The sequence below is a fragment of the Agrobacterium sp. LMR679 genome, assembly GCF_027157905.1.
Lineage (GTDB): Bacteria > Pseudomonadota > Alphaproteobacteria > Rhizobiales > Rhizobiaceae > Agrobacterium > Agrobacterium leguminum.
In genome coordinates, this window is record NZ_JAPVOJ010000002.1 from 273,945 (window position 1) to 298,374 (window position 24,430).

Sequence of the window (24,430 nt, forward strand, 5' to 3'; positions counted from 1 at the left end):
GAGTTTCCAGAAATGTTCAATGCAGATTTTCGCGAGGGATTGAAGAGCGGTTTCCCGATCGCCCTCTCCGCCGCCCCCTTCGGTGCGCTGTTCGGCGCGGTCGCGGTCGATAACGGGCTCAGCGTCACCGAAGCCACGATCATGAGCGGCACCGTCTATGCGGGCGCGAGCCAGCTCGTGGGTATCGAACTCTTCGGCCAGAAGGTTGCCCCCTGGCTGATCGTTCTATCCGTCTTCGCCGTCAATTTTCGCCATATCCTCTATTCGGCCGCCATTGCCCGGATGATCTCGAACTGGTCTTTCCTGCAGAAGGCCGCGGGCTTCTTCGTGCTGGTCGACCCGCAATTCGCCGAATCGGTCAGGAAATACGAAAATACCGGCACGGTCGGCTTTTCCTGGTACATGGGCTTTGCCGCGCCGGTCTATGTGTTGTGGCTGGCCATGACCATTCTCGGCGCATCGCTCGGCAATCTCGTCGGCGATCCGAAAGCCATCGGTCTCGATGTGCTGCTGCCGATCTATTTCATGGGCATGGTGTTGAGCTTCCGCCAGCGGGAGAATTTCTACCCTGTCATGCTGGCAAGCGCGGTGGGCGCAACGGTTGCCTATCACATGGTCGGCTCGCCGTGGCATGTCAGCCTCGGCGCCGTCGCCGGAATTCTCGTCGCGGTCATCTATCCGCCGAAGCCGAATTCTGAAAGCGGGGTGGAAACGCCATGAGCGACATGCTGCACACTGATACGCTGATCCTGATCGCGCTCGCCGCCATCGCCACCTATCTCACCCGCATCGGCGGTTATGTCCTGATGACGCGGATGAAATCCATCCCGCCGCGCATGGAGGCGGGGCTGAACGCCGTTCCCGTAGCGGTTTTGACCACGCTCGTCGCACCCGCCTTTTTCGAAGGCGGATACGAGGTGAAGATCGGCATGGTGGCCGCCCTTCTGGTCTGCCTGCGCTTTCCCGGCCTGACGATGCTCGCCATCGGCTGGGCCATCGTCATCGCCATCCGGCATTTTTCGCTGTTTTAAGCGATCCGCTCCAAAGGCCTGGTTGCGGCCACGAGCCACGCCTTTACCTCTTCCTCGGTGATGAGCGGGGAAAGCTTCTCCAGAACCGCGGCGTGGTAGGCGTTGAGCCATTCCAGCTCCTCGTCGGTCAAAAGCGCCGTGACGACAAGCCGGCGGTCGATGGGGCACCAGGTTAGCGTCTCGAAAGAGAACATCGGCTGGTCGCCACCGACCACCTCTTCCGCCTCGCGCACATAGATCAGGTTCTCGATGCGGATGCCGAAAGCGCCGGGCCGGTAATAACCCGGCTCGTTGGACAGGATCATGCCGGGCAGAAGCTCCTGCGTCGAAAGCCGCGAAATGCGCTGCGGCCCCTCATGCACCGAAAGATAGGAGCCGACGCCGTGGCCGGTGCCATGGGCGTAGTCCGCTCCCGCCTTCCACAGCGCGATGCGCGCCAGCGGATCGAGATCGCAACCGCGCGTTCCCTTCGGAAACCGTGCGGTGCTGATGCCGATCATGCCCTTCAGCACCAGCGTGAAGAAGCGCTTCTGCTCTTCCGGAACGGCACCGATTGCGACGGTACGGGTGATGTCAGTAGTGCCGTTGACATATTGCGCGCCGGAATCGACGAGGAACATCTCCCCGTCCGCAAGTGTGCGGTCGGTATCGGTGGTGACGCGGTAGTGGATGATGGCGGCATGTTCACCGGCACCTGAAATCGTATCGAAAGACACGTCCTTGAGCGGGTTTTGCAGCCCCTGCCCCACCTTGGCCCGAGCGGCCTCCAGCGCCTTGACGGCGGCGATTTCGGTAATGCTGCCCGGTTGCTGGCGGTCCAGCCAGCAGAGATATTCGACCATGGCCGCGCCGTCCTGCACATGGGCGGCTGCCGAACCGGCCAGTTCCGCCTTGTTCTTGCGTGCGCGCGGCAGGCGAACGGGATCCGCCTCCTCGATCAGCGAGCCGCCCGCCGCGGTGATCGCGCCGGTCAGCGCCACCGGGGTCAGATCGGCATCCACCATGACGCGGCCCTTGGCACTGGCAATGGCATGCAGACGGTCAGCGATCTTCGACGGCGGCAATTGTGTCGCGAGCTGCGCCAGATAGGCCTCAGTCTCGATGCCTGTCTTGCGCTTGTCGAGAAAAATATCCGCCCTGCCATCGGCATAGATGATGGCGCGGGCGAGCGGATGCGGCGTATGCGGCACGTCATTGCCGCGAACATTGAAAATCCAGGCGATGGACGACGGATCGGTAACCAGCAGGGCATCCGCATCCTTTGCCGAGACCGTCTCCGCCAGCGAGGCGATCTTTTCCTTCGCCAGCTTGCCGGTAAAGGCCTCCGGCTGGATGACGACGGGCTCCAGCGGCTCGGAGGGACGGTCCTGCCACAGGGTATCGAGCGGGTTCTTCTCCAGGAGAACGACCGAACCGCCCTTGCCGGCAAGCACCTTTTCCAGCCGCCTCAACTCCGCGCCGGTGTGCAGCCATGGATCGATGCCGAGCCGGAAACCCTTTGGAGCATGTTCGGCCAGCCAGACGGAAGGCGGCGCGCCAACCAGATCGCCGCCGCTGAAGATCGATTGATCGACCTGCGACTTGAGCTGCGTCGTATAACGTCCATCGACAAAAACCACCGCCTCCGTGCGCGTCACCAGCGCAATGCCAGCGGAACCGGTAAAGCCGGTCAGCCAGGACAGGCGCTCGGCGCATTCCGGCACATATTCTCCCTGATATTCATCGGCGCGCGGCACCAGAAAACCGTCGATACCAAGGGCATCGAAACCGGCGCGCAGCGCCTCGACACGGGCCTTGCCGAATTGCGGCGCGGATTTGTTTTCGAAGGTCTGGAACATGGGCGTCTTTCGGGAACTGTCATGGAGAAAAGCTGCAAGTTGCGCCGTCAAATCATTGGCGCGCAACGACAATGCCACGCGGACAAAGCCGGTTTCAAGCCATATATGACAGACCGGATTGCGGCGATAAATTGTGCAGTTTTTACGAAATAAGTAATACTCATGGCAAAGTGACATGCGATAAATGCATATCTACCCTGAGATATCCCCTCTAACTAAACAAAAACACATCGCTTATCTTCAGATCAACACAGCGAGAGAGACACTCTCCTGGCAAACAAGGATTTGAAGCAATGGCAAAATCTTTCCTCCGCACCGCCTTCGATCGCGTCGTTGAAGCACGCGAGCGTCAGGTCAGCCGCCATGTCAACGCCGCCCTTCTGAACCTCGACGACAAGTCGCTGGAAGCGCTCGGCATGAACCGCGCCGATCTTCGTCGCAAGGCAAAGTCCAGCTACGTATTCTGATGACGTCCGGCGCGGCGATCCTCCCTCCACCGCGCCGAACAGGAATACGTCGACCCGCTTGAGCAAGCTCCTCCCATGCTCGCGGGTTTCCAGGCGGCGCGAAAGCGCCGCCTTTTCTTTTGCCCGAAAGGGATGTCGCCGCTGGTTCAGTCTTTGCGCAGATGCAGCGTGACCCAGCCGTTGCGCCAGATGGTGCGGACATGGGAAAGCCGGGCGCCATTATAGGCGGAAAGCACCTTCCAGCGCTGCGACGCCAGAATGCCGGACAGGATGACGGTGCCGCCGGGCGCCAGATGCGTGACGAGCTGCGGCGCCATCTTGATGAGCGGCCGGGCCAGAATATTGGCAATGATGAGATCGAACGGGCCGTGCTTGCGGAAGGCGTCCGAGTGGAAGCCCGGCGCGGTCTCCAGCGCCATCCCGGAGACGATGCCGTTCAGCCGCACATTCTCCTTCGCCACCTTGACGGCGATGGGGTCGATATCCGTCGCAAGCACGGGAATGGGACGCATCTTGCGCACGGCAATTGCCAGAACGCCGCTGCCGGTGCCGAGATCCAGCGCATTGCGCACGGTCCGCGCCCGCAGAACCTCCTCGATCATCTCAAGGCAACCGGCCGTCGTGCCGTGATGGCCGGTGCCGAAAGCCTGTCCCGCCTCGATTTCGATCGCCAGATCGTTCGCCCGCACCTTGTCGCGATCATGGGCGCCATGCACGATGAAACGCCCTGCGCGCACCGGCTTCAGCCCCTCGAGCGACTTGGCGATCCAGTCGACATCAGGAACGATCTCCTTCTCGATGACGAGCCCGGGAAAGGCGGGAGCAAGCAGGGCGCTGACACGCTCGCGGAACTCTTCCTCCTGCTCGGCCATCAGATAGACCGAGGCTTCCCAGATATCGCGCTTCTCATCCACCTCGGTCGTGGCAATCGCGACATCCTCCTCGCCGAAATAGTCCGACATGAGATCGAGGATTTCACCCGCCTGGATTTCGGTCGTGGTGACGTAAAGTCGGATTTCGCTCACGGCGGGCTGCTTTCTCTGGATGAGGTTATTGTTCTTGCCTTTGCCACAAAACCTCGGCCAGTCCAATAAGCCCGGCGCAATTATGCCGCCTCTATCAGCCCTTCAGAAGATTCTGGAGCTTCTGCTCGGCAACTTCGGGGTTTTCACCATAAGCAATGGTGCCGGAAAAGCGGCCATTGGCATCCAGCAGGATGACGGACGCCGTGTGATCCATGGTGTAATCGCCATTCGGATCCTTCTCATCCACCGGCACCTTCTTGGCATAGATGCGGTACCCCTTCAGCGTCTCGGCGATCTTGTCGGCCGGGCCGGTGATGCCGGTGATGCGCTTCGAGACGTTGGAGACATATTGCTGCATGATTTCAGGCGTATCGCGCTCGGGATCGACGGAGACGAAATAGGCCTGCAGCTTGTCGCCGGCCGGGTCCACCTTCTCCATCCAGCCGTTCAGCTCGAAAAGCGTCGTCGGGCAGACTTCCGGGCAATGGGTGAAACCGAAGAACAGCGCTGTCGGCTTGCCCTGAAAGGCCTTTTCGGTGATCGGCTGGCCGTTTTGCGCCGTGAGTTGGAAGGGCACACCATAGGCCGTCTCCACCATTTCATTACGCGTCTTCGTCATTTCGATCGTCAACCAGCTGACAACGCCGGCGAGAACGAGCACGACGGCCCACAATACGATGCGAATATTTCTCATTGTCCAATCCTACCCCGAAAGCCGGCGGCACATCGCAGGCCCTGGCAGACAGATAACGAAAGGCGACGGGGACGGCAAATCAACTGGGCGTATTTGCGGGAACCGCGCTGATTTGTCACAAATCCGCAGCCGGAAAACGCGTCACAGGCACCAGGCGATGCCGCTCTGTACCGTGGACAGGAAAATATCCGTGCCGTGCCGCACCCAGCCGTCAAAGGCAAGAAGCACGATGGCAAGCGAGGCCACAGCGGCAAGACTAGCCAGAATAAACTTCAGCGGATGGGAAACGAGTGCGTTCATATGCCCATCATAACCTGTTTGCGTGAGCGCGAAAACCGCCAAAATACTGGGTTTTGCCGGCGCAGCAGCAGCAATTGTTAGGGAAAGTTTAAAATCTTGCTGTGCATTATGACCATAGCGGTTTTTAAGCCTCGACATGATGTCTCCCGGTCCATTCTCCGGCCACCGCATAAAGCTCAATCCTGCGTGGGCCTGTTAGAGAGCCATCAGAGGAAACCTGCCGTCATGTCCAACGCCATCAAGCAATCCGGCGCATATCTCGAAATCGTTTCCTTCCATCTGGGCGATCAGGAATTCTGCATCGACATCATGGCGATCCGCGAAATCCGCGGCTGGGCGCCGGTTACCCCGATGCCGCACACTCCGCCTTATGTTCTCGGCCTTATCAACCTGCGCGGCGCCGTCATCCCCGTCATCGACATGGCTGGCCGCCTCGGCATGAAAATGACCGAACCGTCCGAACGCTCCGCCATCATCGTCACCGATATCGGCGGCAAGCTGGTCGGCCTGCTGGTGGAACAGGTCTCCGACATGATGACCATCCGCTCCGAAGACCTGCAGCCCGCACCCGATATCATTCCGGAAGAGCAGCGCAGCTTCTGCCGCGGCATCGTGGCGCTGGAAAAGAGCATGGTCTGCTTCCTCAACCTCGACACCGTGATTGCGGACGAGCTGGCACGCGAAGCGGCCTGATCCAGGCTGGCTATTGCCTCTTGATAGGATTTGGAGCGCTTGGCGCCAGCGCCGTTGAAGCGGCGCGGGTTGCATAGTCTGGCAGTCCCGTTTCAGAAGCACTCCGTCACCCCGGACCTGATCCGGGGTCCAGCGCGATCAAATCCTTGATCGCGAAAGACTCTTTCACGGCGCAGACGCCCCGTGGCTGGATGCCGGATCAAGTCCGGCATGACGGACAGGGTTGGACAAAATCTCACGGCTTGCCCTTTTGCCATGTGACCTGCTGGTTATAAAGCGGCACCGTGGAGATCGCCATCTTGGCCGAACCGTCGGTCAGCTCCCGCGCATGCACCAGATAGATCAGCGTATCGTTCGCCCTGTCATAGACGCGGCTGACGACGAGCTTCTTCCAGACCAGCGACATGCCCTGCCGGAACACCTCTTCCCCGCCCTTGGAGAGATCGATGTCGCCGATCTCCACCGGTCCCGTCTGGCTGCAGGAAATGGCATTGTTGGAAGGGTCTTCGAACCAGTTGCCATTCTTAAGCCGGTCGATGACGCCGCGCTCGAAATAGGTCACATGGCAGGTCACGCCCTTGATCTTCGGATCGGCGATCGCCTCGATTACGATATCGTTGCCGATCCAGTCGACACCGACCTCTCCCACGACCTGCGAATGCGCCGCTGTCACCGGAAGCAATGCCAGAAAGCCCGCAAACAAACCCGACAGAGTTTTCATCGTCATCGCATCTTCTCCGTTACGCTGCTTCAAACATAGGTGGAAGCCACCGTTACGCAACCCGTGAGACGGCGCGTTTTTTCATGCTGCAGGGCTGGTAACCGGTGGAGGTGAGACGCCCCGCGACCATGCCGATCTTTTCCGGCAGATCGCGGATATGGGCGACGCGCAAGGCCTTGGCCGCCGCAATCGAAGCGGCCGCGCAGACAACGGCGTCTTCGGCGGCATTGTGATGCACGAAACGCAGCTGCAGGTGATGGGCGATGACATTCAGCTTGTGCGACGCCAGATTGGGCCAGACATGCCGGGCAATCTTGACGCTGCACAGATAGGAAAGATCGGGATAGGACTGCCGGTATTTATCGAAGGACGCCCGCATGACGCTGAAATCGAAGGCGGCATTATGGGCGATCATGGTGGCGCCGTGGAAGTCGTCGATGAACTCCTCCATCACCTCGGGAAATTCCGGCGCATCTTCGACATCGGCCGGGCGGATGCCATGCACCGCGATGTTGAAGGGCGAAAACCGCATGTCCTTCGGCCGGATCAGCCGTTCCTCGACGCGAACGATCTCGCCGTCCTCTATCCATGCAAGCCCGACGGAGCAGGCGCTGCCCCGTTCCTCATTGGCGGTCTCGAAATCGATGGCGATGGTTTTCAAGAGTGATTCCCGTTGTTTCATTCCGGCATAGACCGGATTGACGTCAAAGAGAACCAGCCTCGGCAGAACCCGCTTTCGAAAGCATCCAGTCGATGAGCGTCACCAGATCGGGATTATCCAGCATACGCCTGGGATAAACGAGGAAATAGGCGAGCGTGCTGGCCATGTCCTTGCCGAAGGGCGCAATCAATGCGCCTTCCGCAAGCTCGCGGGAAACCAGCGAACGCCGGGTCAGCGCAATGCCGTGCCCGGCCTTGGCCGCATCCAGCGCACCATTGCTGTCGATGAAGACGGTGCCGCCGGAGGCATCCACCTCCGAATCTCCCGCCGCCTCCAGCCAGCGCCGCCATTCATTGCGGTTTTCATCGTGCAGAAGCGGAATGGATTTCAGGTCCCCCGCCTCCTGAAGCGGCCCATATTTTTCCAGAAGCTGCGGCGAACAGACCGGTAGAGTGCCGTCATCGATGAAGCGGATACTCTCCAGCCCTTCATACCGACCGAATCCGTGCCGTACCGCCAGATCGACATCGTCCCTCGAAAAGTCCACCAATCGGTTCGTCACGCTGATGCGGACATCCACCTGCGGGTGTTGCTGCTGGAAGGCAGGCAATCGCGGCATCAGCCATTGCACGGCGAAGGTCGGTGTACAGCTCAGCGTCAGAACCGTAATCTCGGAGCGCGCCGTCAGTTCCGCCGTCGCCTCGCGCATCATCCGGAAGGCGGTGCGAAGCGCGCCGTAATAACGCTCCCCCTCCCGCGTCAGCTGGATGCTGCGCGGCTTGCGGAAAAATAATTGCACGCCAAGCCGCGCCTCCAGTTCCCGGATTTGCAGGCTGACGGCACCGGGCGTGACATTCAACTCATTGGAAGCAAGCGTGACACTGCGATACCGTGCCGCGGCCTCGAAGGCCTGCAACCCTTTCAAAGACGGAAGTTCGGCTGCCATGGTTTAGCTCATCTCAATTATCGAACGAGAAACAATCGTTTGAAAACACCATAAAACAGGGAGTAAATAGACGCAACAAGACCTGAAACGCAGTTAAAACCATCCATCTCCAGTTTGAGCTAAGCTCAACTGATATCGGGTGGATGGCGACGAGCCCGCCTGCGATCATGTCGATACTCATGCTTTTGGGAGATGACGATGGCGATACAGAAACAGATGGATGCCCGCGAATGGGCGATGCTTGTCGCGCTTTCGCTTCTCTGGGGCGGATCGTTCTTTTTCATTGGCGTCGCCGTCAAGGAACTGCCGCCCGTCACCATTGTCACGCTGCGCGTCAGCCTGGCGGCAATCGCACTTCTCATCGTCTGCCGCATCATGGGCCTTCGCCTGCCGCGTGAATGGGCGGTGTGGCGCGCCTTTTTCGGCATGGGCCTGCTCAACAACATCATCCCCTTCTGCCTGATCGTCTGGGGCCAGACCCATATTGCCAGCGGACTAGCCTCGATCCTCAATGCCACCACGCCCCTCTTCACCGTCATCGTCGCCCATTTTCTGACCGCCGACGAGACGATGACCGGCAACAAGCTTACCGGCGTGCTGATCGGCTTTGCCGGCGTGGCGACCATGATCGGCCCGGCCGCCTTCACCGGCTCATCCGGCCTCTGGGGCCAGATCGCCATTCTCGGCGCGGCCATCTCCTATTCCTTCGCGGGAATCTTCGGCCGCCGTTTCAAGGCCATGGGCGTACCGCCGCTGATGACCGCCACCGGCCAGATTTCCTCTTCGACCCTGATGCTCATCCCGGCCGCCCTTCTCATCGATAAACCATGGACGCTCGCCATGCCGGGCCTCGGAACCTGGGGCGCGCTTGTCGGCATCGCCCTCTTGTCGACAGCGCTCGCCTACCTCATCTTCTTCCGCATCCTCGCCAGCGCCGGCGCCACCAACCTCGCCCTCGTCACCTTTCTCATTCCCGTCAGCGCCATCCTGCTCGGTTCGCTGCTCCTCGGCGAGCAACTGGAGATGAAGCACTTCGCCGGCATGGCAATGATCGCCGCCGGTCTTGCGGCGATCGACGGCAGGCTGCCGGCAAAACTCAGAAGCCTGCTGCGCAACGCACCCGCTTGACAGGACCATGCGGCAAAAGCATCCTGCGTGCATGATCGCAACGAAACAGAACATCACCCGCCGCCATACCATCACCGGCCACCCGGCAGGGAGAGGTATGTCGTCGCGTTAAGCGATCCATTTCCACCCTGCCATTAGAGCAGGGTCCGCAAACCTGCTCCCATACGCCCAAGGAGACAGGCATGCAGAATATAAAATTTGCCGACAATGAAGAATCTCAATTCAGCTTGAACGAAGTCGTCCTGCGTGCGGCGCGTCTGGACGATGCGGGAGCCCTGACCGAAATGTTCAACCTGCCCGGCGTCCGTCACGGCACGCTTCGGCAGCCGTTTCAGTCCGTTGAAAAAACGCGAAAATCGATGGAAAACCGCGGCCCGAACGATATCGCCATCGTTGGCGAATGGCGTGGAAAGATCGTTGCCAATGCAGGACTGTTTCGCAGGGCAGGAAGACAGTCCCACATCGCCGATCTGGTGATCAGTGTCCACGACGATTTTGCAGGCAAGGGCGTTGGATCATATATCCTCGCGGCGTTGATCGACACGGCCGACAATTGGCACGATATACGCCGCATCGAGCTGAACGTCTTCACCGACAATCTCCCGGCAATCCGGCTTTACGAGAAATTCGGTTTCGAACGCGAAGGCACCCTGCGCAACGACGCCTATCGTGACGGAAAATATGTCGATGCCCACGTGATGGCGCGTCTTCGATAGTTCCGGTCAGTTATCCAGGTGATCCGCAAACACTTCCCGAATGGTCCGCCGCGACCATTCGGCCATTTTGTCGTTACGCCCGCGCTCCGCATCCAGCACGATCAAAGCCTTCCACAGCGCCCAGCCGCGCCCTCGCTGCCATGTCGCCTCATCCAGATCCAGCGCCCGGCTAAAAACGGCGCGGCTTCCCGCATCGAGCACATTCCACGCGAGGATGAGATCGGAAGACGGATCGCCGACGCCGGAACTGCCGAAATCGATGACGGCCGAAAGCCGGCCGTCCTTCACCAGCAGATTGCCCTCGGCAATGTCTCCATGCACCCACACTCCCTGCTTCCGCCAATGGCTCGAAAGCGCAAGCTGCCATATCTCCATGGCCAGCGCCTGATCCACCTCATCGGCAAGCCGCGCCGCCGAAGCCTTCGCCTCCCCGTCATAGACCGAAAGCGAGCCGCCGCGATGGAAATTATGCGCGCCTGCGGGTGGGCCATCCGAAGCATCCACCCCGTGCAATGCCCTTAAAAACGCGGCAACATCAATGGCGATGGTTGAAAGATCAACGCGATCCAGATACCGGGCGAGCGGTTCGCCCTCAAGCCAGCGATAGACGGACCAGCGGAACGGATAACCCTGTCCCGGCTGCGCGAGCGCCAATGGCGCAGGGATCGGAAAAGGCAGGAGCGGCGCAAGCGCCGGCAGCCACCGATGTTCCTTCTCCACCTGCGCAACATACCGGGCGGCACTTGGCATGCGGATCAGCATCTCATCGCCAAGACGGAAGCTGCGATTGTCCCAGCCGCTCAGTTCCACCGGCCGGATATTTAACCCTGCCCATTGCGGAAACTGGCTGTCAACCAGCGCCCGGACCTGCTCTGTGCTGACGACAATGCGGTCATCCATGCTGTGCTCTCCGTGTCAGGCGCAAAGCTCTAGCGGCAGATGACAACATTGCCATGACGGTGTATCAGCCGCCGATCAAGGCCAGCCATTCGTCCTCATCCATGGTCTGCACGCCCAGTTCCGTCGCCTTGGCAAGCTTCGACCCGGCTCCCGGCCCTGCCACCAGAATATCGGTCTTTTTCGAAACGGAACCCGCAACCTTGGCGCCCAGGCTTTCCGCCCGGGCCTTCGCCTCGTCCCGGGTAAATTTCTCCAGCGAGCCGGTAAACACCACCGTCTTGCCCGCCACCGGACTGCCATCGGTCGAGGGCTTTTCGGCCTCCTTCGGCTGCAACTCCCGTATCAGCCTGTCGATGACATCGAGATTGCGCGGCTCCTTGTAGAATTCGATGATGGCGCGGGCCACCACTTCGCCGATGCCGTCGATGCTGTTGAGTTCGGCCCAGGCATCGCTCGCCGGGTCGGCTGCCGCCTTCATGCTCTCTTCGAAATGTTCGTAAGTGCCATAGGAGCGCGCCAGCAGCTTCGCCGTGGTCTCACCCACATGGCGGATGCCGAGCGCGAAGATCAGCCGGTGCAGGTCGATTTCGCGGCGAGCGTCGATGGCGTCGAACAGCTTTCTGACGCTGACCTTGCCGAAGCCGTCGATATTCTCGAGCTTGGTCAGATGCGAGGCTTCCTGCCGCGCCTTGAGGGTGAAAATCTCAGGCGCAGTCTTGATCGAAAGCGCCGGATCGTCGCTTTCGAAGAAGAAGTCTATCTGCTTGGTGCCGAGGCCTTCGATATCGAAGGCATTGCGCGAGACGAAATGTTTCAGGTGCTCCACCGCCTGCGCCCGGCAGACGAACCCGCCCGTGCAGCGCGTGACCGAATCGAGCTTGCCGGTCTTCTCATTACGCTCCCGCACCGCATGGCTGCCGCAGACCGGACATTTTTCCGGGAACGCATATTTCACTGCCTCGGCCGGGCGCTTTTCCAGAAGCACATCCAGCACCTGCGGAATGACGTCACCGGCGCGCTGCACGATCACCGTGTCGCCGATGCGAATATCGTGATCTCCGGGGCGGATGCGCTCGCCGCTATTGCCGATGCCTTCGATATAATCGGCATTATGTAGCGTCGCATTGGTGACGACGACACCGCCGACGGTGATCGGGGTGAGACGCGCCACCGGCGTCAAGGCACCGGTGCGCCCCACCTGAATTTCAATATTCTCGACGGTGGTAAAGGCCTGCTCGGCCGGAAATTTATGGGCGGTGGCCCAGCGCGGGCTGCGCGAGCGGAAGCCCAGCCGTTCCTGCAGATCGAGCCGGTCGACCTTATAGACCACGCCATCGATATCATAATCGAGATCGGGCCGCGCCACGCCTATTTCATTATAGTGCTCAAGCAATTGCTCGGCGGAGGTGAATCGCTTCATCAGCGGATTGACCGGAAATCCCCACTCCCGGAATTTCTCGACGATGCCATATTGCGTATCGGCAATCCGCGCCGGCTGGCCGCCATTCGAAACCTCGCCCAGCGCATAGGCGAAGAACCGCAGTTTGCGTTTCGCCGTCACATTGGCGTCGAGCTGGCGCAGGGAACCGGATGCCGTGTTGCGCGGGTTCACATAGGTCTGCTTGCCTTCGGCCTCCATCTGGGCATTGAGCGCCAGAAAGTCGCTCTTGGCCATATAGACCTCGCCGCGCACTTCCACCACATCGGGCGCATCGGCGGGCAGTTCGTTCGGAATTTCCTTGATGGTCCTGATATTGGCGGTGACATTCTCGCCCGTCGTGCCGTCACCGCGCGTCGCCGCCGTCTTCAGCCTGCGGTTCTCATAGCGGATCGACATGGAAAGCCCGTCGATCTTCGGCTCGGCGGTGAAGGCGATGGAATCGTCCGGCAGATGCCCGAGGAAGCGATAGACGGAACTCACGAAATCCCGCAAATCCTCTTCCGAAAACGTGTTGTCGAGCGACAGCATCGGCCGCGCATGCACGATGGGCGCAAAGGTCGGAAGCGGTGCGAAACCGACTTTTTTCGACGGGCTGTCGGCCCGTACCAGCGCCGGGAAAGCCGCCTCGATGGCGTCATTACGCCGCTTCAGCGCATCATAGTCCGCATCCGAAATCTCCGGCGCATCCTTGCCATGGTAAAGCGCATCATGGCGCGCAAGCTCGGCTGCCAGAAACGCAAGCTCGGAAGAGGCTTCAAGCTCGGTGAGGTTTTCGACGGATTTCTGGTCTTTCGACATGACGGCCTCTTTTCGGAATTACCGAACGCTTTTAGCCGAAATAACAAACATTAAAAACAGTTTTGCCGCTGGACTCACAAGCCGAATCCGCTCGCCCAACGCAGCGCGCAGCCGTCAGTCCTTGGCCGCCAACAGGCGAGCCGCCGCAGCCCTCGCCTCGTCCGTCACCGACGCGCCGGCGAGCATACGGGCAATCTCTTCGGTGCGGTGTTTCGGCTCCATGGTGGCTACGCGCGTGGCGATTCGCTCACTGCCGTCGCCAGACGGGCCCTTGGAAATGAGAAGATGGGTCGCCGCCCGTGCCGCCACCTGCGGCGCATGGGTGACGGACAGCACCTGAACGGTTTTGGACAGGCGGCGCAGCCGCTGGCCGATGGCATCCGCCACCGCGCCGCCGACACCCGTATCGATTTCATCGAACACCAGCGTCGGTGCCGAACCGCGATCCGCCAGCGCCACTTTCAGCGCCAGCAGGAAGCGGGACAATTCGCCGCCCGAGGCCACTTTCATGATCGGGCCGGGACGTGTGCCCGGATTGGTCTGGACGTGGAATTCCACCGTGTCGATGCCGTCGGCCGTCGCCTGCTCGGGATCGGAGGTTACCTCGACGGTAAACCGCGCCCGCTCCAGCTTCAGCGCCGGCAGTTCTGCCATCACCGCGTTGGAAAGCGCATCCGCCGCATGGCGGCGTTTGTCGGAAAGCGATTGCGCGGCACGGTCAAAATCGGCCTTCACCACCCCGAGATTGGCCTCGAGCTTGCCGAGCTTTTCTTCGCCGGCATCGAGATCGGCGAGATCGGCCACCATTTTTTCGGCGAGAGCCGGCAGATCGGGCACGGCGACATTATATTTGCGCCCGGCGGCACGCAGCGCGAACAGCCGCTCCTCCACCCGCTCCAGCTCACGCGGATCGAATTCGGTGCGGCGCAGCGCCGCCTCCACTTCCATCTGCGCATTGGAAAGGCTGTCGAGCGCGGCATCCAGCAATTGCACCGTGTCTTCCAGCAATCCCGGCGCTTCGTGGCTCTTGCGCTCCAGACGCCGCATCATCGAGGCGATGACAGGCACGGGCGACGCATTGCCGTTCAGGAACTCGCTTGCCTCGGCGATATCGCCAGCAATGCGTTCGGATTTCTGCATCACCGCACGACGCTCGGCCAGCTCATCCTCTTCACCGTCGCGCGGCGAGAGCGTTTCCAGTTCCTCGACGGAAGAGCGAAGGTAATCCGCCTCGCGCGCCGCCGCCTCCACCTTGGCGCGGTGCGTCTTCAGCGCACGCTCGGCATCCTTCCAGGTGCGGTATAGGCCTTGAACGCCGCGAGCCTCATCGCTCAGCCCGGCAAAGGCATCCAGCAGCGTGCGGTGTGCATCGGTATCGACAAGCGCGCGATCATCATGCTGACCATGAATCTCGACCAGCAATTGCCCGAGCTGGCGCATCATCTGCACGCTGATGGCCTGATCGTTGATATAGGCCTTGGTGCGCCCGTCAGAGGATTGCACCCGGCGGAAAATCAGGTCGCCATCGTCGTCGAGACCGTTTTCACGCAGGAGAAGCCGTGTCGGGTGATTGTTCGGGACCTCGAAGGTGGCGGTAACCTGCCCCTTCTCTTCCCCGTGCCGCACAAGGCCGCCATCGCCACGCCCGCCAAGCGCGAGCGAGAGACTATCGAGAAGAATGGATTTGCCCGCACCCGTCTCGCCCGTCAACACGGAAAGGCCCGCCTCGAAACCGAGGTCGAGCCTTTCGATGAGAACGATATCGCGAATCGAGAGCTGGACCAGCATGGCCTATGCCCCGTCTCAGGCGCCGATGAGCTTCTTGCCGGCGCGCGAAATCCAGGACCCCTTGTTTTCCCGCGGCTCCAGCCCGCTGCCCTTCAGCAGCTTGTAGGAATCCGAATACCATTGGCTGTCAGGATAGTTGTTGCCGAGAACGGCAGCCGCGGTCTGCGCTTCGTCCACCAGGCCCATTGCGTAATAGGCTTCCGTCAGACGCGCCAGCGCTTCCTCGATCTGGTTGGTGTTCTGGTACTGCTCGACGACGATGCGGAAACGCGAAACGGCGGCGAGATACTCCTTGCGCTCAAGATAATAACGGCCGACCTGCATTTCGCGGCCGGCGAGCTGGTCGCGGGCGAAACGGATCTTGGCCTGTGCGTCGGCGACATATTCCGAATCGGGATAGTCGTTGACGACCTTGTTCATCGCCTCGACGGTACGCTGTGCGGCGCGCTGGTCCTGCGTGACATCGGAAATCTGCTTCGAATAGGCAAGGCCGATCATGTACTGAACGTAAGCGGCATCCTTGGAGCGCGGATATTGGCGCAGGAACCGGCTGCCGTTGGTAATGGCCACATCGTTCTTGTTGGTGCGCGTGGCAATGAAGGTCTGCATCACCAGCGCCTTCTGGCCCCATTCGGTGAAGGGATATTGCTTGTCGATCGCCTCGAACTTGCGTGAGGCTTCCGTCATGTTGCCGGCGTTCATGTTGGCAAGCCCCTGCTTGTACAGAACATCCGGCGGATCGGTCTCGACGCCGAGCTTGGTGATGTCGATATCCGGATCGGACTGGCAGGCCGTGACGGCGACACTCGCGCCGACCAACATCAACGAGACGGCGATCCCCCGCATCGTACCCTTCATTGCACCAGACCCTACATGCTTCATTCGACAGTTCCCACTTCCCGCGCAAATACATAAGCATCGGCTTTGCACTGGCGTTCTAGCCATAAAAGCATCCGCAGGGCAACGCAATGATGACGCATTAACGCATTTTTATGGCATCGACCCGTGCAATCGCATGAATATCAGGCGATATTACGCAACTTCTTGTTCGCATCGCGAAAAAGCCGCCCCAAAGGGAGCGGCTTTTTCTGTCAATTGATAGCCTGCGAAGGAATTCACGCAGACCAGGGTGCGAATTCCGGCATGTTGACCGCAACGAATTCGCGGGCGCGCACCATCTGGTTGCGGGCAGCCGGCGCTTCGACGATCTCATAGGCGGTGCGGTCGCTCAAAAGCGCCTTCAGCGCATTGGCATTGACCTTGTGGCCGCCGCGATAGGAGCGGTAGCAGCCGATGAACTGCGCGCCGGCAAGCGCCAGGTCACCCACGGCGTCCAGCGTCTTGTGACGGACGAATTCGTCCTTGGCGTAACGCAGGCCTTCCATGTTGATGACGCTGTTGTCGTCGGAGATGACGACCGAGTTCTCAAGCGAGGAGCCGAGCGCATAACCGGCGGCCCATAGGCGCTCCACATCACGCATGAAGCCGAAGGTGCGCGCGCGCGACAGCTCGTTCTTGAAGCTCTCCGCCGTCAGGTCACCCTTCCAGGACTGCTTGCCGATCAGCGGTGTGTCGAAATCGATGTCGACCTCGAAGCGCGTACCGTCATAGGGACGGAATTCCGCCCAGGAGGCGCCCGAATCGATGCGCACCGGCTTGGTGACGCGAATATAACGGCGCTTCACGCCGAGGCTCTTGATGCCGACCGATTCGATCGCTTCGATGAAAGGTGCGGAGCTGCCGTCCATGATCGGCGCTTCCGGACCGTCGACTTCAACGATGAGGTTATCGAGGCCCATGGCGTAGATGGCAGCCATGACGTGCTCGATCGTCGCCACCGACTGGGAAAGCGAACGGCCGAGCACGGTGCACAGGTCGGTATTGCCGACATTGGCCGAAACCGCCTTCAGCTCGGTAACGCTACCATTGTCATGAAGGCGGTGGAAGACGATGCCCGTTCCGGCTTCTGCGGGCTGGAACGTCATAGAGACCGGATTGCCGGAATGCACGCCAATGCCTTTGAGCTGAACAGCATTTGCGATAGTTGTCTGAAATCCGAGCAGTCCGATAGTCATGCGAATATGCCTTGTTTTGCAAACCGCGCCGCTTGAGCGCCGTTCAAGTTTTCGAGCCGGTCTGGCAACCGGCCAAGTCCGTGTTTTCCTTTACCCAGCCTCATACATACGCACATGTAGGTGCCACGACAAATCACTGTTCGTTTCGGATTGTTACACGCGTAAACCTTTGAAAATACGAATTAATTTAGTGTTAATAACGTAAAATAAACAAAACGCCCGGATCGTGAAACCCGGGCGTTCGAAGAGGCGGATGGAATCGCCCTTAGTTGGACTGGCGGCGCAGGAACGCCGGGATTTCCAGCTGGTCGTCGTCGTGATGGCTGGCCGAAGAAGGCGTTGCACGGCCATGGTCGTCAAGCTGGCCACGACGCGGTGCGTAGAGGCTGGCTTCCGGCGAAAGCGGGGCGCGGCGCTGCTGCGGCGCCATGCTCGGCGCATCCATCATGTCGGAGGGAACTTCTTCTTCTTCGCGGCGACCAAGCGAGTTGGTGATGCGCTTCAGAAGACCCATCGGGCCACGCTCTTCCTGGGCGGCAGGAGCGGCGTGGGTGCGGTGGTCCAGCTCGGCCTTCACGACCGGCGGGAAGTCTTCGACCTTCGGCATGCGTACCGGCTCGGGCTGGCGGGCAACCGGTGCGGGTTCCTGATAAACAGGAGCCTGCGGCTGCTGCATGCGCGGCGCCGGAGCGGCAACCTGTTCCGGTGCATGGTAGAGGGGCGCCGGAGCGACCGGTGCCGGAGCGGCCTGCTGAACCGGCTGGGCCGGACGGAGAGCCGCCGGCGCTTCAGCCGGAGAAGATGCGAACAGCTTGCTCTGCGGACGGAAATCCTGAGCCGGCTGCTGGTGTGCGGCGAAACCGAGTTCGCGTTCCATTTCGGCTTCCGCCGAACGGATGGTCTGGGCGATCGGGTCTACGGCCTTCTGTGCCTGCGATACTGCTGGAGCAGGCTGAACTGCGGCCGGAGCGGAAGCAACGGCCGCGGAAGGACGGATAAGCGGCTTGGCAACGGCTGCTGCGGCACGCATATCGGCAACGTTCTGCTCGCCGACGCCTGCAACGCGGTCGATGCCGGTTGCGACGACCGAGACGCGGATGAGACCTTCAAGCGCTTCGTCGAAGGTCGCGCCGAGGATGATGTTGGCGTCCGGATCGACTTCTTCGCGGATACGGGTCGCAGCCTCGTCGACTTCGAACAGGGTAAGGTCGCGACCGCCGGTGATGGAGATCAGCAGGCCCTGAGCGCCCTTCATCGAGGTTTCGTCGAGCAGCGGGTTGGCGATTGCCGCTTCCGCAGCCTGCATCGCACGGCCCGGACCGGAAGCCTCGCCGGTGCCCATCATCGCGCGGCCCATTTCACGCATGACCGAGCGAACGTCGGCGAAGTCGAGGTTGATGAGACCCTCCTTCACCATCAGATCGGTGATGCAGGCAACGCCGGAGTAGAGAACCTGGTCGGCCATGGCGAAGGCGTCGGCGAAGGTCGTCTTGTCGTTGGCAATACGGAAGAGGTTCTGGTTCGGAATGACGATCAGCGTATCGACGGACTTCTGCAGTTCCTCGATGCCCTGTTCGGCAAGACGCATGCGGCGGCCGCCTTCGAAATGGAAAGGCTTGGTGACGACGCCGACCGTCAGGATACCCTTGTTGCGGGCAGCCTGTGCAACGACCGGGGCAGCACCGGTGCCGGTGCCGCCGCCCATGCCGGCGGTGACGAAGCACATGTGGGTGCCGTTCAGGTGATCGATGATCTCATCGATGCATTCTTCAGCGGCGGCGCGGCCGACTTCCGGCTGGGAACCGGCGCCGAGACCTTCGGTGACGTTGACGCCGAGCTGGATGACCCGGTCTGCCTTCGTCATGGTCAGCGCCTGCGCATCCGTGTTGGCGACGACGAAGTCGACGCCCTGGAGGCCGGCCGTGATCATGTTGTTGACAGCGTTACCACCACCACCGCCGACACCGAAAACAGTGATGCGTGGCTTCAGCTCGGTGATATCAGGCTTTTGCAGCTGTATCGTCATTTTAGCATTCCTTCTTTCTCTGGCCGCATCGCCCCGCTGGCCGATTCTTGAAAACTCAACTCTGAAACCTCCGGCTTACGCCACGAGGCCACTCAAAAACTCTCTTTCAGCCATTGCCCCACCCGGGCTATCCGGCCGCTACCCGTACCAAACGGCGAGAACATTCCGCCTTGCGCCGCATGAATTTCGATGTCCGCCACCTGCGGATAGATCATCAGTCCGCAGGCGGTTGAAAATGCCGGTCCCTTCGCCGCGACCGGAAGACCGGCCACACCCATGGGGCGGCCGATACGAACGTTGCGGGCGAGAATGCGCCGTGCCGTTTCCGGCAGCCCCGTCAGCTGGCTTGCGCCGCCGGTCAGGACAACGCGCTTGCCGACAATGGGGCTGAAGCCGGACTTCTGGATACGATCACGGATCAATTCCAGCGTCTCTTCGATACGCGCCCGCACGATGCGGGTTACAAGGGCTCTTGAAACTTGCGATGGTTGATCGCGATCATCTTCGCCAATGGGCGGTATCGAAATCATGTCGCGCTCATCCGCGCCATTCAGCAAAGCCGAACCATGCACCACCTTCAGTCTCTCCGCATCTTCGATTCGTGTCGAGAGGCCACGTGCAAGATCTGTCGTAACGTGATGGCCGCCAAGGCCGATCGCGTCGGTGTGGATGAGCCGGCCCTCGGCAAAAACCGAGATCGTCGTGGTGCCGCCGCCCATGTCGATGGCCGCGCAGCCAAGTTCGACTTCATCGTCCACCAGCGCTGCAAGACCGCTGGCATAGGGCGTCGCCACCATGCCTTCGACCGAAAGATGCGCACGATTGACGCAAAGCTCGAGGTTCTTCAGCGCCGTGCGCTCCACGGTCACCACATGCATGTCGACGCCAAGGAGGTCGCCATACATCGAGAGCGGATCACGAATGCCGCGCTCGCCATCCAGCGAATAACCCGTCGGCAGCGAGTGCAGGATCGCCCGGTCCTGACGCATGGACTGCTGGCTTGCCGCCACCAAAACCTTGCGCAGATCGCTCGCTTCCACTTCCTGGCCGCCGAGATCGATGCTCGCGGTATAGATGTCGCTTGCCAGCCGGCCGGCGGAAACATTGACGATCAGGCTGTCGACGGTGAGACCCGCCATGCGCTCGGCCGCATCGACAGACAGACGGATGACGCCTTCCAGCGCGTCGAGATCGGCGATCACGCCTGACTTCACGCCGCGCGAGCGCTGGTGGCCGATGCCGATGATTTCGACCTTGTGGGTGCGGCCCGGCAGAATTTCGCTTTCCTGACGCGGCGTCAGCCGGCCGATCATGCATACGACCTTGGTCGAGCCGATATCCAGCACCGACACGATGTGGCTGCGCTTGGAGGAAAGCGGCTTCAGCCGAGGCAGGCCGAAATGGGAAGAACCGAATAAGCTCATGTGTTCTTCTCCGCCTTCTTGAGAGCCTTGGTGCGCGCATCGACGGCGGCCTGACGGCGTTCCGTGGCACCCTCGGTCAGCTGGATCGTGGTGCGGTCCGCGAGCCTCAGATCAACCGCGGCGACATCGCGCGACAGAACCTTTTCCTCGAGATCGAGCCGCGCCAGCAATTGCAGCGCCTGCGGCAGGTTTTCTTCCGGCAGCTTGACCACGATGCCGTTATCGAGATGCAAGTCCCAGCGACGGCCGGCAATGCGGACATAGGCGCGGACACGGTTGCGGATTTCCGGCCAGTCGGCCAGCTGCCCGACGAAACCGGCGGCACCCGTTTCCGCGTCGCGGCCGACGAAGAGCGGCAGGGCAGCGAATTTGTTGTCCCGCAGCGGCGCAATCACGCTGCCGCTTTTTTCGATCAGCGACAGTTCCGTTCCATGCTGCCAGATACCGAAGGCCTGACGCTCCTTCAGCCGGACTTCCACGGTCTTGGGGTACACCTTGCGGATATCGACATCTTCCACCCAGGGAAGCTGCACCAGCTTGCGGCGTGCCGCATCGATATCGAGCGCGATCAGCGAGGTGCTGCCATCGAGGCCGAGAAGCTGGAACACTTCGATTTCGGAGGTCTGCAGATTGCCGGAAACCTTCACATCCTCGACCGCAAAGCCTGCGGCCGATGTGGTGGTCTGGGTAACGATATTGGTGTGCCCGCCGAGCGACATGCCGTAAAGCCCGGTCACCGCGTAAAAGGCAACCGCCGAAATCGTACCGGTATGGGCAGGAATGTGAATGCGTCCGGTCGCGAGGCTGACACCGAAACGCACGAAGCGACGCAGAGGACGCGGCAACACCATGCGGTCGTCGGCGCTGGCCGCCGCCGCGAATTGTTCGCGCTTTTTTGCCGTCGACTTTTTGCCGATCACCGCAAACACGAAGCGTCCTCCACCATCCAGCTGACAAGGTTACCAAAGGAGCGGCCAGCATGGGCCGCCATTTCCGGCACCAGGGAGGTCGGCGTCATGCCCGGCTGCGTATTCACTTCAAGCCAGATAACTTCGCCATCTTCTGAGAAACGGTCGTCGTAACGAAAGTCTGAACGGCTTACGCCACGGCATCCGATCGCCCGATGCGCCATAACCGCCAGTGTTTGAATTTTTTGGTAAATTTTCGGTGAAATTTCTGCGGGAATGACATGTTTCGAGCCACCAGCCGCATATTTCGCATCATAATCATAGAAATTGTGACCGAGCGGCACCACTTCGGTGACGCCCAGCGCCTCGCCGTCGAGTACACCGCAGGTCAGTTCGCGGCCGTGAATATAGCGCTCGACCATCACCTGATCGCCGTAGCGCCATTCCGACGAGGTGAGGATCTGCGGCGGATGCGACTGGTCTTCCTTGACGATCACGACACCGAAGCTCGAACCTTCACGCACCGGCTTCACGACATAAGGGGGTGCAAGCGGATGCTCACTGGTGAAATCGAAGCGGTTCATGACGCGCTCGGCAGCCACCGGGATACCGGCAGCAGCGGCAACCTTCTTGGCCTGCGCCTTGTCCATGGCGAGCGCGGAAGCGAGCACGCCGGAATGCGTATAGGGGATGGCGAGATATTCGAGGATGCCCTGAATGGTGCCGTCTTCGCCAAAGGGGCCGTGCAGCGCATTGAAAGCCACATCCGGGCGCAGCTCGGCAAGTACGGCGGCGATATCGCGCCCCACATCGACCCGGGTAACCTTGTAGCCCTCGTCTTCCAGAGCCTGCGCGCAAGCGTTGCCCGACGACAGGCTGACCGGCCGCTCCGACGAAAATCCACCCAAAAGAACAGCTACGTGCTTGCCGCTCATCGAACCCTCTGACACCAACTCTCCGTTACGAACCACGCTCCGAACCGACCGAATTTGACGGACGGTGATTCTGGCACATGACCCTTGAGATCAGTTAAACGCCATTAAGGTTAATGAATCGTTTACTTTCGTTAACCGCCGCGTCCAACGTGCCGAGTTTCGTTAAAGAATCAGCACCGATCCGGATTCCCTCCTTGGAATCAGAGAGTTGCATGGATTGCAACATGCAGGTTTTCAATGATCGGAAATAAAACGATGCTCGCGCGTCTGCCGCTCCGCGATAAAGGCAAGGCCGAAACGTTAACAGACGGGATTATTCCCCAGGGAAAATTATCTGGCGTTTCAGCGTTTTAAAACCGCGGCCTGAATCAGTCTCTCAATCGCCAAAACATCCCCGAGACGCATAACCACACGTGTCGCACTGATGGATCACATTATCTGCATTATTTCTTTTTTAGCATTCCATAAGAACAAAAATTGCGTTAACGCAGTCGTCGCCTCCCAAGGCATGACATTGCAATCATCCAAAATGGAACCAATACCATGACCGACGCGATATCTCCGGTATCGCCGACCGCTGACACTTCGAACGTTGTAAAGACAAATTCGCCTGCACGAGTTCTCACTGCCAGCCTGGTCGGTACGACCATCGAGTTTTTCGATTTCTACGTTTACGCCACGGCCGCAGTGCTCGTGTTCCCCACTTTGTTCTTCCCGAACAATGACCCGATGACGGCGCTTCTGGCGTCCTTCGCCACCTTCTCCATCGCCTTTTTCGCCCGCCCGCTGGGCGCTGTGGTCTTCGGCCACTATGGCGACCGCGTCGGCCGCAAGACCACCCTTGTCGCCGCCCTGCTCACGATGGGCGTTTCCACGGTCGTGATCGGCCTCCTGCCCTCCTATGAGACCGCCGGCGTTCTGGCCCCGCTGCTGCTCGCGCTTTGCCGCTTCGGCCAGGGTTTCGGCCTTGGCGGCGAATGGGGCGGCGCCGTCCTGCTCGCCACGGAAAACGCCCCTCCGGGCAAGCGCAGCTGGTATGGCATGTTCCCGCAGCTCGGAGCACCCGTTGGCCTGTTCCTTTCGTCTGGCGTGTTCTGGATCCTGCTGCACTTCATGTCTCAGGAAGCGCTTTTGAGCTGGGGCTGGCGCATTCCCTTCGTCGCGTCGATCATCCTGATCGCGGTCGGCATGTGGGTTCGCCTGTCGATCACCGAAACGCCCGACTTCCAGAAGGCAATCGAAAAGGAAGAACGTGTGGCCGTGCCGGTCGCGGAACTGTTCCGCAACCACAAGCGCAGCCTCGTGCTCGGCACCTTCGTGGCGCTGGCCACCTTCGTGCTCTTCTACATCGGCACCGCCTATCTTCTGTCCTACAACGTCAAGGTCCTGAAAATCCCGTTCCTCGACGCGCTGGAAGTGCAGATCCTCGGCTCCATCGTTTTCGGCATCTTCATTCCGATCGCCGGCAAGCTCGCCGAAAAATTCGGTCGCCGTGAAATCCTGATCCTGACGACGGTGCTGATTGGCCTGTTCTCCTTCCTGCTGCCCGGCCTGATGTCCGGTGGCGAAGGCTCGATCTTCGTCTTCGCGGCTCTTGCCATGATGCTGATGGGCATGACCTACGGCCTGATCGGAACGGCGCTCGCCGCGCCCTTCCCGACCCGCGTGCGCTACACCGGCTCGTCCATCACCTTCAACATGGCCGGCATCTTCGGCGCATCGCTGGCGCCTTACATCGCCACATGGCTGCAGGTGAATTACGGCATGGGGTATGTCGGCTATTATCTCTGCGTATCGGCGCTCATCACGCTCGCCTGCATCCTTCTGTCCCGCAAGGACGAAGTCTGAGCCAACGCAGGGTTCAAAATACAAGAAAGCCCGCGGAACCTTAGGTTTCGCGGGCCTTTTCATATCT

The 24,430-nt window shown here is 60.5% G+C and carries 23 protein-coding genes; 7 read left to right on the forward strand and 16 right to left on the reverse strand.

Annotated features, from left to right (window positions below; all coding sequences use genetic code 11):
- Positions 1-12 precede the first annotated feature (12 nt).
- Both O3W47_RS12195 and O3W47_RS12200 read left to right on the forward strand, forming a co-directional pair.
- Positions 13-720 carry an AzlC family ABC transporter permease gene (locus O3W47_RS12195; RefSeq protein WP_269313845.1) on the forward strand — a complete coding sequence of 236 codons (708 nt, stop codon included), beginning with the start codon at positions 13-15 and terminating at the stop codon, positions 718-720.
- A complete protein-coding gene (locus O3W47_RS12200) occupies positions 717-1,031 on the forward strand; it encodes an AzlD family protein (protein WP_080816506.1) in 315 nt (104 codons plus the stop codon). The genes O3W47_RS12195 and O3W47_RS12200 overlap by 4 nt, the downstream gene beginning before the upstream one ends.
- Here O3W47_RS12200 and O3W47_RS12205 read toward each other — a convergent pair.
- Positions 1,028-2,869, reverse strand: a complete 1,842-nt coding sequence (locus tag O3W47_RS12205; RefSeq protein WP_269313846.1) for an aminopeptidase P family protein — start codon at positions 2,867-2,869, stop codon at positions 1,028-1,030. The genes O3W47_RS12200 and O3W47_RS12205 overlap by 4 nt on opposite strands.
- A gap of 293 nt (positions 2,870-3,162) precedes the next feature.
- Between O3W47_RS12205 and O3W47_RS12210 the strand changes: the two genes are divergently transcribed.
- Positions 3,163-3,336, forward strand: coding sequence for a hypothetical protein (locus O3W47_RS12210; protein ID WP_003522343.1), 174 nt, complete (start codon positions 3,163-3,165; stop codon positions 3,334-3,336).
- A gap of 146 nt (positions 3,337-3,482) precedes the next feature.
- Here the strand turns inward: O3W47_RS12210 and O3W47_RS12215 are convergent, their stop codons facing one another.
- From O3W47_RS12215 to O3W47_RS12225, 3 genes are all read right to left on the reverse strand, one after another.
- Positions 3,483-4,361 (reverse strand): 50S ribosomal protein L11 methyltransferase, encoded by an 879-nt coding sequence (locus O3W47_RS12215; RefSeq protein ID WP_080818669.1) that lies wholly within the window; start codon positions 4,359-4,361, stop codon positions 3,483-3,485.
- A 94-nt stretch (positions 4,362-4,455) separates the two neighbouring features.
- On the reverse strand, positions 4,456-5,055 hold the full coding sequence (gene sco, locus O3W47_RS12220) for a cytochrome oxidase assembly protein Sco (protein ID WP_003522341.1): 600 nt from the start codon (positions 5,053-5,055) through the stop codon (positions 4,456-4,458).
- A gap of 141 nt (positions 5,056-5,196) precedes the next feature.
- Positions 5,197-5,493 (reverse strand): hypothetical protein, encoded by a 297-nt coding sequence (locus O3W47_RS12225; RefSeq protein ID WP_236774905.1) that lies wholly within the window; start codon positions 5,491-5,493, stop codon positions 5,197-5,199.
- 87 nt (positions 5,494-5,580) lie between these two features.
- Between O3W47_RS12225 and O3W47_RS12230 the strand changes: the two genes are divergently transcribed.
- Positions 5,581-6,048 (forward strand): chemotaxis protein CheW, encoded by a 468-nt coding sequence (locus O3W47_RS12230; RefSeq protein ID WP_003522339.1) that lies wholly within the window; start codon positions 5,581-5,583, stop codon positions 6,046-6,048.
- A gap of 235 nt (positions 6,049-6,283) precedes the next feature.
- Here O3W47_RS12230 and O3W47_RS12235 read toward each other — a convergent pair whose 3' ends face one another.
- The 3 genes from O3W47_RS12235 to gcvA are packed head-to-tail and all read right to left on the reverse strand — an operon-like array spanning position 6,284 to position 8,376.
- Entirely contained in the window at positions 6,284-6,775 is a 492-nt protein-coding gene (locus tag O3W47_RS12235) for a CreA family protein (RefSeq protein WP_020810267.1), read from the reverse strand.
- A gap of 46 nt (positions 6,776-6,821) precedes the next feature.
- The gene (locus tag O3W47_RS12240; RefSeq protein WP_127757254.1) at positions 6,822-7,430 is read right to left on the reverse strand and encodes a 3'-5' exonuclease; all 609 of its coding nucleotides are present in this window, start codon (positions 7,428-7,430) and stop codon (positions 6,822-6,824) included.
- A 43-nt stretch (positions 7,431-7,473) separates the two neighbouring features.
- Entirely contained in the window at positions 7,474-8,376 is a 903-nt protein-coding gene (gene gcvA / locus O3W47_RS12245) for a transcriptional regulator GcvA (protein ID WP_269313847.1), read from the reverse strand.
- 198 nt (positions 8,377-8,574) lie between these two features.
- Between gcvA and O3W47_RS12250 the strand changes: the two genes are divergently transcribed.
- Both O3W47_RS12250 and O3W47_RS12255 read left to right on the forward strand, forming a co-directional pair.
- Positions 8,575-9,504, forward strand: coding sequence for a DMT family transporter (locus O3W47_RS12250; RefSeq protein ID WP_269313848.1), 930 nt, complete (start codon positions 8,575-8,577; stop codon positions 9,502-9,504).
- 182 nt (positions 9,505-9,686) lie between these two features.
- Positions 9,687-10,220 carry a GNAT family N-acetyltransferase gene (locus tag O3W47_RS12255; protein WP_080816493.1) on the forward strand — a complete coding sequence of 178 codons (534 nt, stop codon included), beginning with the start codon at positions 9,687-9,689 and terminating at the stop codon, positions 10,218-10,220.
- A 6-nt stretch (positions 10,221-10,226) separates the two neighbouring features.
- On the opposite strand, the gene O3W47_RS12260 is transcribed toward O3W47_RS12255, so the two are convergent.
- The 9 genes from O3W47_RS12260 to O3W47_RS12300 form a co-directional block, all read right to left on the reverse strand.
- Positions 10,227-11,120 carry an aminoglycoside phosphotransferase family protein gene (locus O3W47_RS12260; protein WP_269313849.1) on the reverse strand — a complete coding sequence of 298 codons (894 nt, stop codon included), beginning with the start codon at positions 11,118-11,120 and terminating at the stop codon, positions 10,227-10,229.
- 64 nt (positions 11,121-11,184) lie between these two features.
- Positions 11,185-13,359 carry an NAD-dependent DNA ligase LigA gene (gene ligA, locus O3W47_RS12265; RefSeq protein WP_269313850.1) on the reverse strand — a complete coding sequence of 725 codons (2,175 nt, stop codon included), beginning with the start codon at positions 13,357-13,359 and terminating at the stop codon, positions 11,185-11,187.
- A 114-nt stretch (positions 13,360-13,473) separates the two neighbouring features.
- A complete protein-coding gene (recN, locus tag O3W47_RS12270; protein WP_269313851.1) occupies positions 13,474-15,147 on the reverse strand; it encodes a DNA repair protein RecN in 1,674 nt (557 codons plus the stop codon).
- A 15-nt stretch (positions 15,148-15,162) separates the two neighbouring features.
- Positions 15,163-16,029, reverse strand: a complete 867-nt coding sequence (locus O3W47_RS12275; protein ID WP_003522209.1) for an outer membrane protein assembly factor BamD — start codon at positions 16,027-16,029, stop codon at positions 15,163-15,165.
- 233 nt (positions 16,030-16,262) lie between these two features.
- Positions 16,263-17,222, reverse strand: coding sequence for a UDP-3-O-acyl-N-acetylglucosamine deacetylase (gene lpxC / locus O3W47_RS12280; protein ID WP_003522208.1), 960 nt, complete (start codon positions 17,220-17,222; stop codon positions 16,263-16,265).
- A gap of 265 nt (positions 17,223-17,487) precedes the next feature.
- On the reverse strand, positions 17,488-19,248 hold the full coding sequence (ftsZ, locus tag O3W47_RS12285; protein WP_269313852.1) for a cell division protein FtsZ: 1,761 nt from the start codon (positions 19,246-19,248) through the stop codon (positions 17,488-17,490).
- A gap of 92 nt (positions 19,249-19,340) precedes the next feature.
- Complete coding sequence (gene ftsA, locus O3W47_RS12290) at positions 19,341-20,672, reverse strand: cell division protein FtsA (RefSeq protein WP_003522206.1); 1,332 nt, start codon at positions 20,670-20,672, stop codon at positions 19,341-19,343.
- On the reverse strand, positions 20,669-21,601 hold the full coding sequence (locus O3W47_RS12295) for a cell division protein FtsQ/DivIB (RefSeq protein ID WP_442864620.1): 933 nt from the start codon (positions 21,599-21,601) through the stop codon (positions 20,669-20,671). Before O3W47_RS12295 ends, ftsA begins: the two co-directional genes overlap by 4 nt.
- On the reverse strand, positions 21,589-22,515 hold the full coding sequence (locus O3W47_RS12300; protein ID WP_059756663.1) for a D-alanine--D-alanine ligase: 927 nt from the start codon (positions 22,513-22,515) through the stop codon (positions 21,589-21,591). Before O3W47_RS12300 ends, O3W47_RS12295 begins: the two co-directional genes overlap by 13 nt.
- A gap of 543 nt (positions 22,516-23,058) precedes the next feature.
- Here O3W47_RS12300 and O3W47_RS12305 point away from each other — a divergent pair.
- Positions 23,059-24,363: an MFS transporter gene (locus O3W47_RS12305; protein ID WP_003522203.1), complete on the forward strand. Its 1,305-nt coding sequence runs from the start codon at positions 23,059-23,061 to the stop codon at positions 24,361-24,363.
- Positions 24,364-24,430 lie beyond the last annotated feature (67 nt).

What these genes read in the sequence shown, in the direction of transcription:
- O3W47_RS12195 (WP_269313845.1), top strand. Translation starts at nt 13, where the DNA reads ATGTTCAATGCAGATTTTCGCGAGGGATTGAAGAGCGGTTTCCCGATC.
- O3W47_RS12200 (WP_080816506.1), top strand. Translation starts at nt 717, where the DNA reads ATGAGCGACATGCTGCACACTGATACGCTGATCCTGATCGCGCTCGCC.
- O3W47_RS12205 (WP_269313846.1), bottom strand. Translation starts at nt 2,869, where the DNA reads ATGTTCCAGACCTTCGAAAACAAATCCGCGCCGCAATTCGGCAAGGCC.
- O3W47_RS12210 (WP_003522343.1), top strand. Translation starts at nt 3,163, where the DNA reads ATGGCAAAATCTTTCCTCCGCACCGCCTTCGATCGCGTCGTTGAAGCA.
- sco (WP_003522341.1), bottom strand. Translation starts at nt 5,055, where the DNA reads ATGAGAAATATTCGCATCGTATTGTGGGCCGTCGTGCTCGTTCTCGCC.
- O3W47_RS12225 (WP_236774905.1), bottom strand. Translation starts at nt 5,493, where the DNA reads ATGTCGAGGCTTAAAAACCGCTATGGTCATAATGCACAGCAAGATTTT.
- O3W47_RS12230 (WP_003522339.1), top strand. Translation starts at nt 5,581, where the DNA reads ATGTCCAACGCCATCAAGCAATCCGGCGCATATCTCGAAATCGTTTCC.
- O3W47_RS12235 (WP_020810267.1), bottom strand. Translation starts at nt 6,775, where the DNA reads ATGACGATGAAAACTCTGTCGGGTTTGTTTGCGGGCTTTCTGGCATTG.
- gcvA (WP_269313847.1), bottom strand. Translation starts at nt 8,376, where the DNA reads ATGGCAGCCGAACTTCCGTCTTTGAAAGGGTTGCAGGCCTTCGAGGCC.
- O3W47_RS12250 (WP_269313848.1), top strand. Translation starts at nt 8,575, where the DNA reads ATGGCGATACAGAAACAGATGGATGCCCGCGAATGGGCGATGCTTGTC.
- O3W47_RS12255 (WP_080816493.1), top strand. Translation starts at nt 9,687, where the DNA reads ATGCAGAATATAAAATTTGCCGACAATGAAGAATCTCAATTCAGCTTG.
- O3W47_RS12260 (WP_269313849.1), bottom strand. Translation starts at nt 11,120, where the DNA reads ATGGATGACCGCATTGTCGTCAGCACAGAGCAGGTCCGGGCGCTGGTT.
- ligA (WP_269313850.1), bottom strand. Translation starts at nt 13,359, where the DNA reads ATGTCGAAAGACCAGAAATCCGTCGAAAACCTCACCGAGCTTGAAGCC.
- recN (WP_269313851.1), bottom strand. Translation starts at nt 15,147, where the DNA reads ATGCTGGTCCAGCTCTCGATTCGCGATATCGTTCTCATCGAAAGGCTC.
- O3W47_RS12275 (WP_003522209.1), bottom strand. Translation starts at nt 16,029, where the DNA reads ATGAAGCATGTAGGGTCTGGTGCAATGAAGGGTACGATGCGGGGGATC.
- lpxC (WP_003522208.1), bottom strand. Translation starts at nt 17,222, where the DNA reads ATGACTATCGGACTGCTCGGATTTCAGACAACTATCGCAAATGCTGTT.
- ftsZ (WP_269313852.1), bottom strand. Translation starts at nt 19,248, where the DNA reads ATGACGATACAGCTGCAAAAGCCTGATATCACCGAGCTGAAGCCACGC.
- ftsA (WP_003522206.1), bottom strand. Translation starts at nt 20,672, where the DNA reads ATGAGCTTATTCGGTTCTTCCCATTTCGGCCTGCCTCGGCTGAAGCCG.
- O3W47_RS12300 (WP_059756663.1), bottom strand. Translation starts at nt 22,515, where the DNA reads ATGAGCGGCAAGCACGTAGCTGTTCTTTTGGGTGGATTTTCGTCGGAG.
- O3W47_RS12305 (WP_003522203.1), top strand. Translation starts at nt 23,059, where the DNA reads ATGACCGACGCGATATCTCCGGTATCGCCGACCGCTGACACTTCGAAC.